General features: G+C 54.6%; 14 protein-coding genes. 8 read left to right on the top strand and 6 right to left on the bottom strand.

All coding sequences use genetic code 11. The annotated features are described in order from the left end of the window. Nucleotides 1-50: 50 nt before the first annotated feature. The 3 genes from O1723_RS05480 to trxC form a co-directional block, all read right to left on the bottom strand. Entirely contained in the window at nt 51-2714 is a 2664-nt protein-coding gene (locus O1723_RS05480; RefSeq protein ID WP_023337644.1) for a bifunctional acetate--CoA ligase family protein/GNAT family N-acetyltransferase, read from the bottom strand. A gap of 35 nt (nt 2715-2749) precedes the next feature. Further along, entirely contained in the window at nt 2750-3448 is a 699-nt protein-coding gene (gene tapT, locus O1723_RS05485; protein ID WP_023337643.1) for a tRNA-uridine aminocarboxypropyltransferase, read from the bottom strand. A 69-nt stretch (nt 3449-3517) separates the two neighbouring features. After that, nucleotides 3518-3937 carry a thioredoxin TrxC gene (gene trxC / locus O1723_RS05490; protein ID WP_014884856.1) on the bottom strand — a complete coding sequence of 140 codons (420 nt, stop codon included), beginning with the start codon at nt 3935-3937 and terminating at the stop codon, nt 3518-3520. A gap of 204 nt (nt 3938-4141) precedes the next feature. Between trxC and O1723_RS05495 the strand changes: the two genes are divergently transcribed. Further along, complete coding sequence (locus O1723_RS05495; protein WP_014884855.1) at nt 4142-5272, top strand: tRNA/rRNA methyltransferase; 1131 nt, start codon at nt 4142-4144, stop codon at nt 5270-5272. A 40-nt stretch (nt 5273-5312) separates the two neighbouring features. Here the strand turns inward: O1723_RS05495 and ung are convergent, their stop codons facing one another. Further along, complete coding sequence (gene ung / locus O1723_RS05500; protein WP_014884854.1) at nt 5313-6002, bottom strand: uracil-DNA glycosylase; 690 nt, start codon at nt 6000-6002, stop codon at nt 5313-5315. Nucleotides 6003-6316: 314 nt separating this feature from the next. Between ung and grcA the strand changes: the two genes are divergently transcribed. Continuing rightward, a complete protein-coding gene (gene grcA, locus O1723_RS05505; RefSeq protein ID WP_014884853.1) occupies nt 6317-6700 on the top strand; it encodes an autonomous glycyl radical cofactor GrcA in 384 nt (127 codons plus the stop codon). Nucleotides 6701-6752: 52 nt separating this feature from the next. On the opposite strand, the gene srmB is transcribed toward grcA, so the two are convergent. After that, nucleotides 6753-8081, bottom strand: a complete 1329-nt coding sequence (gene srmB / locus O1723_RS05510; protein WP_014884852.1) for an ATP-dependent RNA helicase SrmB — start codon at nt 8079-8081, stop codon at nt 6753-6755. A 132-nt stretch (nt 8082-8213) separates the two neighbouring features. On the opposite strand from srmB, the gene trmN reads away from it, so the two are divergent. Continuing rightward, nucleotides 8214-8951, top strand: coding sequence for a tRNA(1)(Val) (adenine(37)-N(6))-methyltransferase TrmN (gene trmN, locus O1723_RS05515; RefSeq protein WP_248190638.1), 738 nt, complete (start codon nt 8214-8216; stop codon nt 8949-8951). Here trmN and nadB read toward each other — a convergent pair. Beyond that, nucleotides 8936-10555: an L-aspartate oxidase gene (gene nadB, locus O1723_RS05520; RefSeq protein ID WP_023337641.1), complete on the bottom strand. Its 1620-nt coding sequence runs from the start codon at nt 10553-10555 to the stop codon at nt 8936-8938. The genes trmN and nadB overlap by 16 nt on opposite strands. Before the next feature lie 344 nt (nt 10556-10899). On the opposite strand from nadB, the gene rseD reads away from it, so the two are divergent. The 5 genes from rseD to rseC are packed head-to-tail and all read left to right on the top strand — an operon-like array spanning nt 10900 to nt 13663. After that, on the top strand, nt 10900-10983 hold the full coding sequence (gene rseD, locus O1723_RS05525; protein WP_223605340.1) for a rpoE leader peptide RseD: 84 nt from the start codon (nt 10900-10902) through the stop codon (nt 10981-10983). Next, complete coding sequence (rpoE, locus tag O1723_RS05530) at nt 10980-11555, top strand: RNA polymerase sigma factor RpoE (protein ID WP_006176728.1); 576 nt, start codon at nt 10980-10982, stop codon at nt 11553-11555. The genes rseD and rpoE overlap by 4 nt, the downstream gene beginning before the upstream one ends. Before the next feature lie 31 nt (nt 11556-11586). Beyond that, nucleotides 11587-12237: an anti-sigma-E factor RseA gene (gene rseA, locus O1723_RS05535; RefSeq protein WP_014832926.1), complete on the top strand. Its 651-nt coding sequence runs from the start codon at nt 11587-11589 to the stop codon at nt 12235-12237. Continuing rightward, nucleotides 12237-13190 carry a sigma-E factor regulatory protein RseB gene (gene rseB / locus O1723_RS05540; RefSeq protein ID WP_023331097.1) on the top strand — a complete coding sequence of 318 codons (954 nt, stop codon included), beginning with the start codon at nt 12237-12239 and terminating at the stop codon, nt 13188-13190. The genes rseA and rseB overlap by 1 nt, the downstream gene beginning before the upstream one ends. Beyond that, on the top strand, nt 13187-13663 hold the full coding sequence (gene rseC, locus O1723_RS05545; RefSeq protein WP_014884848.1) for a SoxR-reducing system protein RseC: 477 nt from the start codon (nt 13187-13189) through the stop codon (nt 13661-13663). The genes rseB and rseC overlap by 4 nt, the downstream gene beginning before the upstream one ends. Nucleotides 13664-13839: the final 176 nt, after the last annotated feature.

The raw sequence follows: 13839 nt of genomic DNA on the forward strand, positions 1-13839 counted from the left end.
GGACAATGATACCACCAGTCCCGTCCAAAGTGGGTAACATTTCCAGTAGGTTACTCGTGTTTGTCTGCTGATGTCAGGACGAGGGACAAGGCAACAATACCTTCCTCCAGCTGAATATCAACGTCAAATCCGAGTTTTCGCGCCAGGGTCACCATACCGCGATTGTTTGGCATAGTAATGCCATTCAGGCGCAACAATCCGTGATCTCGCGTATAACTGATGAGTTTTTCCAGCAGTCGTCTACCCAGCCCCAGGCCTTTAAGATCGGAGCGCACCAGCACGGCAAACTCCGCATCGACATTATCCGGGTCAGAAATGGCTCGCGTGACGCCGAGGATCTCATCATCATGACCTGCACGACGCACGGCAACAAACGCCATTTCTCGATCGTAGTCGATCTGGGTCATATTGGCTAAATCATCGTGGGTAAATTCGTTGATTTCGCTAAAATAGCGGTAGTAGAGATCTTCTTTCGTAACCTGAGAGATAAAGGCCCGCAGTTGGGGTTCATCTTCCGGCAGAATTGGGCGGAACAGGACACGTTCCCCGTTTTTCATCTCTACCCACTCCTCCAGATGCAGAGGATATGGACGGATTGCCAGGCGGCTCTCTCTGTCCCCTTCGAAGGGCGCGATATCCAGCGTCACGTCCAGCGCCGTAAACTCATTGCCGGAAGCGAGTAGCGGATGGATATCCAGCCGCTGGATCTCGGCACAATCCACGATCAGATTAGACACCTGCACCAGGAATTGACTTAACCCGGCAATATCGAGCGGACGCAAGGCACTGCGGCCACGGATCTTTTTGCTTTTAATCGCCTGAATGATCAGATAGCGCGCGAGGTTCATGTTCAGCGGCGGTAAAGCAACGACAGCCTGTTCCTCCGGGTGCCACTCCACGCCACCTTCTCCCAGCATAATAAGCGGGCCGAAGACGGGATCGTGCTCTACCACGACTCGTAGTTCCTGAGCGCCTGCGCGGTTAGCCATGCTTTGTACCAGCAGTCCGTGGATCCGGGCCTGCGGCCAGGCCATCTTAACGCGATCAAAAATGGCATCGGCTGCCTGCTGTACCTCCGTTGCCGTACGCAGATATAACATGACACCCTGAACATCTGATTTATGCGGTATATCGGGAGAGCGCAGCTTAAGAGCGACCGGATAGCCAATCTGCTCCGCAATATGTACTGCCTCGGCGCTGTCGCTGGCGATCCAGGTTGGCAGGGTTTGCATCCCGTAGCTGCCCAGAATGGGCTGCACTTCATGCGTATCAAGCGATGTCGCGCCCTCTTCAATAGCCTGATGCAAGAGTCGATGAACGTCGACGGTATTCGCCGTCAGGTTACCTGGTAGCGCCGGGGTTTCGCGTAGCTGCTTCTGATTGCGGCGATATTCCACCATATGCATAAATGCGGTGATGGTCCCTTCCGGCGTACGGTAGGTTGGCAGACCGGCTTCGCTGAACAGACGTCGTGCCTCCTGAGATGAAAACTCACCGCACCAGTTTGTCAGCAGAGTGACATATTTGCCGCGCGGATGGTTGCGTACAGCTTCAATTAACGCGCGCGCACTTTCACTGCCCGGCGCGACTGCGCTGGGGGAGTGGATAATCATTAATGCATCGAAGTCCTGACTATCCAGCAAAATTGAGATAGCCCGAATATAGCGATCGCTGCTGGCGTCATCGCGCAAATCAAGCGGATTGCCGGGCATCACGCTTGTCGGAAGCGCCTCTCTGAGGCGTTGAAGCGTCTCTTCACCCAGCGTTGCCAGCTTTCCGTTGCGCAGCCACAGTTCATCCAGCGCAAGCGCAGCAGGGGCCGCACCATTGCTGACAATCATTAATTTCTCGCCACGCAGTGGGCGCATGTGGCTGAGCGTCTCAACGGCGGAAAAAAGCTCGTGCGTATCCTGCACCCGCAGTAACCCCGCGCGCTGGATGGCGGCATCCCAGGCGGGATCCATGCCGGAATGAGACTGCAGGAGACGCTGGGCAGCAGGACTGCGACCGCTTTTGATAACCAGGATCGGCTTATTGCGCGAAGCACTTCGTGAAGCCGATACAAAACGACGGGCGTCGCTCAGATGCTCAAGATAAAGGAGTATCGCGCTGGTTTTGCTGTCACGAGCCAGGAAATCCAGAAGCTCATCAACGTCGATATCCAGGCTGTCGCCCAGGGCAATGAAGTAGGAGAAACCCATTTCGCGCTGTTGCGCCCAGTCGAGGATAGTGTTCGATACTGCAGCCGACTGCGAGATAAACGCCAGTTTGCCTTTGCGGATCGGTACCGGGGAGAAACTGGCATTCAACCCCTGCCAGGGGGCGAGCAGGCCCAGGCTATTCGGGCCAAGGATACGCATCTGGTAGCGGCTGGCGTAGGCGAGCAGTTCGGGTTGCTGTTCAGGTGGAGACGAGAGAATAATGCAGGTTTTACACCCTTTCTTGCCAAGTGCTTCCAGCAGTTCCAGATTGCGTTTCGCATTCGTACACAGCACGGCGAGGTCCGGCACAAAAGGCAGCCTCTGCACATCTGGCCATGCCAGCACCCCCTGAACGGCCTTATAAGCCGGCGTGACGGGCATGACGGGGCCATTAAATCCTCCCGCGAGCAGGTTGCGCATCATCAGATAGCCTGCCCGATCCGGTTTCATGGATGCGCCAATAACGGCAATGGATTTAGGACGTAATAGCGCTTCTAACCCTCGCTGGCTCATGCAAGTCTCCCGTGATTGCAAGCGACCTGATGATTTTAAACGCTTTCTGACTCTGTTGCTGTGATGCTGCCCTTATGAATGGTTTTTCCCGCCAGATAGCGTTCCCGGAAGCAAGAGAAATGGTTGCTCAGGGCGCCGGCTGCTGCGGTATCCCCGGCTAAATCCAGCAGCGCGATGGCCACCTCGGCGGTGCAATATTGTCCGTCAGCATGCGCTTCACGCAGGCGATAAGCCGAGACGCGGGAAAGATCGACAGAAATGACCGGCAGCGCGTCAAGGTAAGGGCTTTTGCGAAACATTTTCCGCGCTTCGGTCCATGTGCCGTCCAGCATAATAAACAGCGGTGGCTTACCGGACGGTGGCGCCGAAAGCACCTGACGATTATCGCCTGCGTAAGAGGCCGGGAAAACGACCATCGGCTGATAGTCCGGGTTTGTCACCAGATCGAGCAGGGCCTGCGGCGGCTCGGTGCGGGACCATTGAAACGCGGCAGTATCCGGCAGAATATCGGCAATCAGCCGCCCTGTATTACTGGGTTTCATCGGCTCGGTATCAAACATGACCAGACAAAAACGGCTTTTAGCCGTACTGGGTGCCAGCGTTTCGCACAGGCAAACTTTAAGCGGAAGCAGGCAGCGCTGGCAGCGACGAATGCGATTGCCACGGGCAAGAAAAGGACGAGTGGCGCGCGCAAGGCGTTCGGCGCGTAACTGGAGGACAGCGTTATCGGTCATGGGCGAAGTGAAGGAAAAACGCCATTTTCGCAGAGGCGGGAGCGGGGCACAAGATGTGCCCCGTGAAAGTTACAGTGATTCGTTTAACCAGCTGTCAAACGGCGCTTTCGGTACTGCGCCATTGAGCATGTCGACGACTTCACCGTTTTTAAAGATCATAATGGTCGGGATGCTGCGAATGCGGAAACGTGCGCTAAGCTCGCGTTCCGCCTCGGTATTCACCTTAACAAAACGCATCTTACCGCTGCGCTCTTCGGCCACGTCTTCAAAGATTGGCGCGAAGCTTCGGCATGGACCGCACCACGGTGCCCAGAAATCGACCACCACCGGGAGATCGTCCTTGAGGAGTTTGTCCAGCGTAGCACCCGTCGCGTTAATGACATCGCCATCAAACAGTTCGTGGCCACAACGTCCGCATTTCGCACCATCGTCAATCCGATCGTCCGGAATGCGATTAAGAGCCTGACAGTTGGCACATACGGTATTCATAACTAACCTCTGATAGAGCCGTGGGACAGCGGCAGAACGCCGATAATGTTTCTAATATGTTACATATTATCAATGAGCCTGTTTGAAACAACAATGCGTTTTATTCAATGAGAACAATAGTCACAGGCTTTTGTACGAAATTATGGCTATGCGCTGGCACATCGGGTAATCTGCGCGCTTCGCGCAGCGCTGGTGGAGAAAAGCATGAACGACGAAATGAAAAACAAAAGCGGCAAGGTCAAAGTGATGTATGTCCGCAGTGATGATGACTCTGATAAACGCACCCAAAATCCGCGTACCGGAAAAGGTGGCGGGCGTCCGGCGTCTTCTCGTGCAGACGGTGGCCGTCGCCCCGCCCGCGATGACAGAAACACCCGCGGTGATGACCGCAAACGTGACGATCGCAAACGCGATGACCGTCCGCGTTCCGACCGCCCACGTAGTGACCGTCCACGCGACGATCGTCCGCGTGATGACTTCTCGCGTGACAACGCCTCCCCGTGGCGCACCGTTTCTCGCGCCCCGGGCGATGAGACGCCAGAGAAAGCCGATCACGGCGGTATCAGCGGTAAAAGCTTTATCGACCCGGAAGTGCTGCGCCGTCAGCGCGCGGAAGAGACCCGCGTGTATGGCGAGAACGCCTGCCAGGCGCTGTTCCAGAGCCGTCCTGAGTGTATCGTCCGCGCCTGGTTTATCCAGAGCGTGACCCCGCGCTTTAAAGAAGCACTGCGCTGGATGGCCGCGAACCGTAAAGCCTACCACGTGGTGGATGATGCCGAGCTGACCAAAGCGTCCGGTACCGAGCACCACGGCGGCGTCTGCTTCCTGATCAAAAAACGTAACGGCACCACCGTGCAGCAGTGGGTCAGCCAGGCGGATGCCGATGACTGCGTGCTGGCCCTGGAAGATGTAGGCAACCCGCACAACCTGGGCGCGATGATGCGCAGCTGCGCACACTTTGGCGTGAAGGGTGTGCTGTTACAGGATGCCGCACTGCTGGAATCCGGTGCCGCGATCCGCACTGCAGAAGGCGGAGCGGAGCATGTGCAGCCGATCACCGGCGACAGCGTGCTGGACGCCCTTGAGCAGTTCCGTAAAGCGGGTTATTCCATCGTGACCACGTCGAGCCATGCTGGTACGCCGCTGTTTAAAGCGACGCTGCCGCGTAAAATGGTGCTGGTATTAGGTCAGGAACGTGACGGTCTGTCTGACGCGGCGCTTTCCAGCGCTGATCTGAGCGTCTCTATCGACGGGACAGGTAATGTAGAAAGTCTGAACGTGTCCGTTGCGACCGGCGTACTGCTGGCGGAATGGTGGCGTCAGAATAAGGCATAAGCCTCTCAATGTGCCGGGTCTGGCCCGGCACATTCAAATCCTACTCGCTCTCTGCCGGTAACACTGGCATCCAGTCAATAGGCGTTTCGCCACGTTTTTCCAGCCATTCATTCGCCAGAACAAAGTGATTACTGCCGAAGAAACCGCGATGTGCCGACAGCGGAGACGGGTGCGGCGCTTTTAAAACGTGATGGCGCTGACGGTCGATAATCGCCCCTTTCTTCTGCGCGTGAGAACCCCACAGTAAAAACACCACGCCTTCACGATGTTCGTTGATCAGGCTAATAACCTTATCGGTAAAGGTTTCCCAGCCCAGGCTGGCGTGAGAATGTGCCTGACCCGCCCGTACAGTGAGTACCGTATTCAATAGCAGTACCCCCTGATGCGCCCAGCTTTCCAGGTAACCGTGGGTGGGGCGGGTAAAGCCAGGAACGGTTCCCTCAAGCTCTTTATACATATTGAGCAGAGAAGGGGGGATAGCCACGCCCGGACGAACGGAGAACGCCAGCCCGTGTGCCTGACCCGGGCCGTGATACGGATCCTGGCCAAGAATGACCACCTTCACATCGCTCAGCTCAGTGTAACGAAAGGCGTTGAACACATCTTTCTGCGGCGGATAGATCGTCTGCCCGGACTGACGTTCAGCTGCAACGGTGCTGAGTGTATTGATAAAATAGGGTTGTTGTTTTTCTTCTGCCAGCACATCGTGCCATGTCAACGGTGTGGTCATCTCGCTCTCCTGCGAATCTCATTCTGTGTCTAGCTTACCTGTTAAAAGCCAGTGAGCAAAATGACGCGCTGAAATGCACGCTAAGTAGCTAAATTTATTTTGAAAAGATACACAACCAGTTGAATTGGTAAGGTGCTGAAATTGATCTAAAACAATAAATTCAAACCACACTCTTTATGTGGTTGGTGTTTTTGTTGATTTAAATCAATAAATCACCGGGGTGCGAGTGATATATATACACACAAGAAACAATGGTTTTACCAATTGGCCGTGTGAGGCCGACACCAGTTAATGTAGCCTAAGGGAGGCAACACATGATTACAGGTATCCAGATTACTAAAGCTGCAAATGACGATCTGCTCAATTCTTTCTGGCTGCTGGACAGCGAGAAAAACGAAGCACGCTGCGTGGTTGCAAAAGCCGGTTTTACTGAAGATGAGATCGTGCCAGTGAGCAAACTGGGCGAAATCGAATATCGTGAAATCCCAATGGAAGTGAAACCGGAAGTGCGCGTGGAAGGCGGTCAGCATCTGAACGTTAACGTTCTGCGTCGTGAAACGCTGATGGATGCCGTTGAGCACCCTGAAAAGTACCCACAGCTGACTATTCGCGTGTCTGGCTATGCGGTTCGTTTTAACTCACTGACCCCAGAGCAGCAGCGCGACGTTATCGCGCGTACCTTTACTGAAAGCCTGTAAGGTTCCAGTTTCGGGGGGGAATAAAAAAGCCGGGGAAATCCCCGGCTTTTTCTTACTCTTCAGTTTTCGTATCCTGCGCGGCAGCGCTTGGCTTACGACGCTTACCAATGTTTTTGGTATCGCGGTGGCGTTGCTTAACGCGCGGCTTCTCTTTTTCTTTCTCTTTTCTCTCAGCGCGTTTTGCGAGTGCTTTCTTGGACGGTTTGCCCGTCATTTTTTCACTCGGCGCGCGGGTAGTTGGGCGCAGGCCGTCAATGACGCGAGATTTCAGCGGCTCATCAACATAGCGACCAATTTTTTGCAGCAGCAGGTGATCGTGCGCTTCAACCAGTGAAATCGCAGTACCTTTACGTCCGGCGCGACCGGTACGGCCAATGCGGTGCAGATAGGTATCACCACTGCGCGGCATATCGAAGTTGATCACGTGGCTCACGTCCGGAATGTCGATCCCTCGCGCGGCAACGTCTGTCGCCACCAGCACGTTCACGCGGCCATCGGTCAGGCGTTTGATGCCTTCGGTACGCTTAACCTGCGCCATCTCACCTTCGAGGTAGCAGTTATTAATGCCCGCATTACGCAGCATTTCTGCCAGCTCGTGCACGCGCTCGCGTTTACGCACAAAGACGATGGTACGCAGAGCATCTTCCTGCTTCAGCAGGTGCTTCAGTAATTCGACCTTGTGCTCAAGGTTGTCCGCACGGTAATACCACTGGTGGATCTTCTTGCGCTCACGCGTAGAGGGCGTCGCAGAGACTTCAACCGGATCTTCCAGCAAACGCTCGGCGAAATCTTTAATCGCGTCCCCTTCAAGGGTGGCAGAGAACAGCATCGTCTGGTTACGCCAGCGCGTCTCGCCCGCAATATGTTCGATATCCTGTGCGAAGCCCATGTCCAGCATACGGTCGGCTTCATCCAGAATCAGCGTTTCTACCGCGCGGCAGTCGAAGTTCTCTTCTTTAATGTACTGCAGCAAACGGCCCGTCGTCGCAACAACGATATCCTGGTTTTCGCTGAACACTTCGGCGTGGTTCATATACGCCACGCCGCCGGTGATGGTGGCGATATCCAGATGGGTGTTAGCCGCTAGCTCACGCGCGTGATCGGCAACCTGCATGGCCAGCTCGCGCGTAGGCGTCAGGATCAAAATACGCGGTGGGCCTGATTTTTTTCGTGGAAAGTCGAGCAGGTGCTGCAACACAGGCAGCAAATAGGCTGCTGTCTTCCCCGTGCCGGTTGGCGCAGAACCGAGCACATCGCGGCCCTCAAGCGCAGGCGGAATGGCCGCTGCCTGAATGGCGGTCGGGCGTGTAAAGCCTTTGCTCTCAAGTGCATTGAGCAGGCTTTCATCGAGTTCAAGTTCGGAAAAAGTCGTTACAGTCATGTTCTACCTCTGTGTGGGGCGCTGATTATAGACGTTACGGCTGTAATCTTCATCTGTTTGTATGGATATCGCTTTGCGGTGCCTTCGCTTTCCCCTATGCTACTCCAGTTTCACTTAGAAGGTTGCCCTGACATGTCTCAACTCAAAGCGCAGTTGCGCCGCGATGGTTTTACGTTTAAACAGTTTTTTGTCGCCCACGATCGCTGTGCCATGAAAGTCGGCACCGACGGTATTTTACTGGGAGCATGGGCCCCTGTCGCAGGTGTTAAACGTATTCTTGATATCGGTACCGGCAGCGGGCTGGTGGCGTTGATGCTGGCCCAGCGTACGGAAGAGCATGTCACGATTGATGCCGTTGAGCTCGATGCGCAGGCTGCAGGGCAGGCGAGTGAAAATGCGGCCGAATCCCCCTGGGCAGCCCGGATTCGCGTTCAATGTGCGGATGTGCTGGTCTGGGCGCCTGAACAAACTGCGCGTTACGATCTTATCGTCAGCAACCCTCCTTACTACGCGCCCGGTGTCGAGTGTGGTACTCCTGAACGTGAACAGGCGCGTTATACCGGTTCACTCGATCATAAAGCACTGCTTACCAGCGCGGCTAAACTCATCTCTGAAGAGGGCTTTTTTTGCGTAGTGTTGCCAGAAAGCACGGGTAATACATTTATTGGTCTGGCGCAGGAGATTGGCTGGACATTACGTTTGCGAACTGACATTTCTGATACGGAAGGACGACTGCCGCACCGCGTGCTGCTGGCGCTCTCGCCAAAAGAAGGTGAATGCTTTAATGACCGTATGGTGATTCGAGGGCCAGACCAGCGTTATTCCGAAGATTACACTGCTCTGACCCAGGCATTTTATCTGTTTATGTGAACCTGCGGAGCCAGTATCGACGGGCCGGATTCAGCAAGCTGATCCGGGTAGTCCAGGGTGTAGTGCAAGCCGCGGCTCTCTTTACGCATCATGGCACAGCGAACAATCAGCTCGGCAACCTGCACCAGATTGCGCAGCTCCAGCAGATTATTGGATACGCGGAAATTGGCATAATATTCATCAATTTCCTGCTGCAGCATAGTAATGCGGCGCAACGCACGTTCCAGACGTTTTGTGGTGCGCACAATCCCTACGTAGTCCCACATAAACAGCCGTAGTTCATGCCAGTTGTGCTGGATCACGACCAGCTCGTCCGGGTTATCCACGCGGCTTTCATCCCAGGCAGGTAAGTGCTCAGTCTCGCAGGCGTAAGGCATGCGTTTCGTGATGTCTTCGGCCGCTGACCAGCCGTACACCAGACACTCAAGCAGCGAGTTCGACGCCATACGGTTCGCGCCGTGAAGGCCGGTATAACTCACCTCGCCGATAGCATACAGACCTTCTACGTCGGTGCGCCCGTGATCGTCAACCATCACGCCCCCGCAGGTATAGTGGGCCGCAGGCACAATGGGCACCGGATCGCGGGTCAAATCAATCCCCAGGTTCAGCAGCTTTTCGTAAATCATCGGGAAATGCTGGCGAATGAATGCGGCTGGCTTATGGCTGATATCGAGATACATGCAGTCCACGCCCAGACGTTTCATTTCATGGTCGATGGCGCGGGCAACGATATCGCGAGGGGCGAGCTCGCCACGCGCGTCAAAGTCCGGCATAAAGCGGGTACCGTCAGGGCGTTTCAGATAAGCGCCTTCACCGCGCAGGGCTTCCGTCAGCAGGAAGTTGCGCGCCTGAGGGTGGAACAGGGCGGTGGGGTGAAACTGATTAAATTCGAGATTCGCCACGCGGCAGCCTGCGCGCCAGGCCATGGCGATACCGTCTCCGGAAGCGATGTCCGGGTTAGTGGTGTACTGATACACCTTTGAGGCGCCGCCCGTCGCCAGTACAACGGCCTTCGCCTGACAGGTTTCAACCTTCTCTTTATTACGGTTCCAGACCCATGCACCCACCACGCGACGCGGACCAGGCAGGCCAATCTTGTCGGAAATAATCAGGTCAACGGCATTACTGCGCTCAAGAACCCGAATATTAGGATGGTTAAGCGCTTTACCCACCAGCGTGGTCTCCACCTCTTTACCGGTGGCATCCGCTGCGTGCAGGATGCGGCGGTGGCTATGGCCGCCTTCGCGCGTGAGGTGGTAGCTCTCTTCACCGTTAGGCTGAATCTGGGTATCAAATAACACGCCCTGATCGATGAGCCACTGAACGCAATGGCGGGCATTGCTGGCAACGAACTCTGCGGCGTGCGCATCCACGATCCCGGCGCCGGCAATCAACGTATCTTCTACGTGCGACGCTATGCTGTCGGTCTCGTCAAACACGGCGGCAATGCCGCCCTGGGCATAAAATGTGGAACCTTCACTAATCGGTCCTTTGCTCAGAACGATAACGTTTTGATGCTCGGCCAGGCGCAGCGCCAGAGAGAGACCGGCAGCGCCGCTACCGATGATCAGGACATCACAATGGAGTTCAGATGTTGTGTTCATGATTGTTGTTTAATTTACTAAACAGTGTTGGGTCAGAATAGCACCTGAGTGCGATTTATCGCACGTTTTTTTTAAAGGTTGTTGCAATGGCTAAACTCGTAAGACGGAGTAAATAGCGGGTAAAGGAATGAAATTATTTTGCGAAGCAGATCGTTAGCGTCAGATTTTGTGGTGAAATAAAGACTGGGTTGCGTTACTCTTCTCGCGGGAAAAAAGATGTTTCTAGTCAGAAAGTGGTGCGTATCGTGAACAGACTTATAATGAGAGAAAATGAACAGTCTGCGGCGCGATGAACAAAAACAAAGGCGTTACGGAACTTATTGACGATCGGACACTCTAACTCGGTGCTTGCTCAAAGTGCGGTGTTTTTAGAGTGGCGTTTCGATAACGCGTGGAATTTAGGTTTGGGGAGACATTACCTCGGATGAGCGAGCAGTTAACGGACCAGGTCCTGGTTGAACGGGTCCAGAAGGGAGATCAGAAAGCCTTTAACTTACTGGTGGTGCGCTACCAGCATAAGGTGGCGAGTCTGGTTTCCCGCTATGTACCGTCAGGTGATGTGCCTGATGTGGTGCAAGAGTCTTTTATTAAGGCCTATCGCGCGCTGGATTCTTTCCGGGGAGATAGTGCTTTTTATACCTGGCTGTACCGTATTGCTGTTAATACGGCAAAGAATTATCTGGTTGCTCAGGGGCGTCGTCCGCCGTCCAGTGATGTAGACGCTATCGACGCCGAAAACTTCGAAAGTGGCGGTGCGCTGAAAGAAATTTCGAACCCTGAGAACTTAATGTTGTCAGAAGAACTGAGACAAATTGTTTTTCGCACGATCGAGTCGCTCCCGGAAGATTTACGCATGGCAATTACGTTACGGGAGCTTGATGGTCTGAGCTATGAAGAGATAGCCGCTATCATGGATTGTCCGGTCGGCACGGTGCGTTCACGAATCTTCCGTGCGCGAGAAGCTATTGATAATAAAGTTCAACCGCTTATCAGGCGTTGACGATAGCGGGATACTGGAAAAGGTATTAGGCATGCAGAAAGAAAAACTTTCCGCTTTAATGGATGGTGAGACGCTGGATAGTGAGCTGCTCAACGAGCTGTCTCATTCTCCCGAAATGCAAGAGACCTGGGAGAGTTACCATCTCATCCGTGACACGCTGCGCGGCGATACCGGCGAGGTTCTCCATTTCGATATCTCTGCCCGCGTGATGGCGGCCATTGAGAATGAGCCTGTTCATCAGACCACTCCGCTGATTCCTGAAGCTCAACCTGCACCTCACCAGTGGCAGAAAATGCCGTTCTGGCAAAAGGTGCGTCCGTGGGCCAGCCAGCTCACCCAAATGGGGGTTGCTGCATGCGTATCGCTTGCAGTTATCGTTGGCGTCCAGCACTATAATACTCAGTCTGAAACTAATCAGCAGCCAGAAGCGCCAGTGTTTAACACACTGCCGATGATGGGCAAAGCGAGCCCGGTTAGCCTGGGCGTACCGGCTGATGCTTCCGCCAGCGGCGGTCAGCAACAGCAGGTGCAGGAGCAGCGCCGTCGCATTAATGCGATGTTGCAGGATTACGAGTTGCAGCGTCGTCTGCACTCTGAACAGCTTCAGTTTGAGCAGGCCCAAACCCAGCAAGCTGCTGTGCAGGTGCCCGGAAACCAAACTTTAGGAACGCAATCGCAGTAATGAAGCAACTTTGGTTCGCCATGTCTCTGATGGCGGGTAGCCTGTTCTTCTCTGCCAACGCCTCGGCTGATGTTTCATCCGGGGCGTTGTTGCAGCAAATGAATCTGGCCAGCCAGTCACTCAATTACGAGTTGGCATTTATCAGCATCAATAAGCAGGGCGTCGAGTCGTTACGCTATCGTCATGCCCGTCTTGATAATCAGCCACTCGCCCAGCTTTTACAGATGGATGGTCCGCGTCGGGAAGTTGTCCAGCGAGGCAACGAAATCAGCTATTTCGAGCCCGGCCTGGAGCCTTTCACGCTCAATGGCGACTATATCGTTGATTCTCTGCCGTCACTCATCTATACCGACTTCAAGCGGCTGGCCCCTTACTACGATTTTATTTCGGTAGGGCGTACGCGCATCGCAGACAGACTGTGTGAAGTGATCCGCGTGGTTGCTCGCGATGGCACGCGCTACAGCTATATCGTCTGGATTGATGCGGAAACCAAGCTGCCGATGCGTGTGGACCTGCTTGACCGCGACGGTGAAACGCTTGAACAGTTCCGCGTGATCTCCTTCAGCGTGAACAATCAGGTTGGCAACAGCATGCAGAATCTGGCCAAAGCCAGCCTGCCGCCGCTGCTTTCTGTTCCGGCAGGGGATTCCGTTAACTTCAACTGGGTTCCTTCCTGGATCCCGCAAGGCTTTAGCGAAGTGTCCAGCAGCCGTCGTCAGTTGCCAACTATTGACACGCCCGTTGAGTCGCGCCTCTATTCCGACGGTTTGTTCAGTTTCTCGGTGAACATCAACCGAGCAACGGCAAACAGCTCTGAGCAAATGCTACGTACCGGACGTCGCACGGTGAGCACCACGGTACGTGATAACGCAGAGATCACGATTGTGGGTGAATTACCTCCGCAGACGGCGAAGCGCATTTCAGACAGCATTAAATTCAGGGCCGCGCAATGATTAAAGAGTGGGCAACCGTCGTCTCGTGGCAAAATGGCGTTGCGCGAGTCAGTTGCGATGTCAAAGCCTCATGCAATAGCTGCGCATCCCGTGCCGGGTGCGGCAGCCGCGTGCTGAACAAGCTTGGGCCGCAAACGTCGCATACTATCTCTGTGCCAAGTGAACAGCCGCTGGTGGCGGGGCAGAAGGTTGAACTGGGGATTGCGGAAGGCAGTCTGCTCGGTTCCGCTATGCTGGTCTATCTCTCTCCGTTGGTCGGGTTATTTATCATGGGCGGCCTTTTCCAGACGCTGTTTGGTACTGATGTGGCCGCCATGTGCGGTGCCGCGTTGGGGGGCATCGGGGGATTCTGGCTTGCTAAAGGTCTCTCACCGAAGCTTGCCGCGCGCGAAGAGTGGCAGCCTGTCATTCTCAGCGTTGGGTTGGCACCAGACCAGCTTCGTGTCGAGACGCTCTCTTCTGAGGCCCGATGATCCATCGGGCTTTATCAATTTTTACGCCCTAATACAGAAAACGCCCTTTCTTCACGCTATACCTGTCTCTAAGTGCATTTCCAGGTAGCGAGGATGTAGTGTAGAATGCTGCGTTTTCGCACTGAAAAACGTCAGGCTAAGAACAGCGGCCTCCAGGAATTCGTAAGGCATAATTA

This window comes from Enterobacter cloacae complex sp. HYC080_NIDB (genome assembly GCF_056673325.1).